This window comes from Pseudomonas meliae (assembly GCF_001400515.1).
Lineage (GTDB): Bacteria > Pseudomonadota > Gammaproteobacteria > Pseudomonadales > Pseudomonadaceae > Aquipseudomonas > Aquipseudomonas amygdali.
Genome location: NZ_LJQT01000114.1, coordinates 1 through 327, shown reverse-complemented (window position 1 = coordinate 327; position 327 = coordinate 1). Strand labels below are relative to the sequence as shown.

The window sequence follows — 327 nt, the reverse complement described above, 5'->3', positions numbered from 1 at the left end:
GTTCAGCGTCTCCTTAAGTGGGAGTTCCGGCAGTCAGTCCGATCAAATTGCCCAGGTACTCAATGAAAAGCGCGGCCCCGCCGGTCCCCGTCTTATACGCCAGGGGCAGACCCATCTGGGTCGTATGCCATTGAACATCGAAGAGGGGCAAGGCAGTTCGGCCACCACGTCCGTCCAGAAAAGCGGGCTGCCCAATGGCCGCCTGGTAAACAGCAGTATTTTGCAATGGGCCGAAAAGGCGAAAGCCAATGGCAATACAAGTTCCGGTGCTCTTTATCAGATCTACGCAAAAGAACTCCCGCGTGTAGAACTGAACCGCCCCGGGTT

The 327-nt window shown here is 56.3% G+C and carries 1 pseudogene; it reads left to right on the top strand.

From position 1 onward, the window contains the following. Nucleotides 1-130: 130 nt before the first annotated feature. Nucleotides 131-327, top strand: a pseudogene (locus ALO64_RS25890) (T3SS effector HopA1 family protein); the annotation flags it as partial.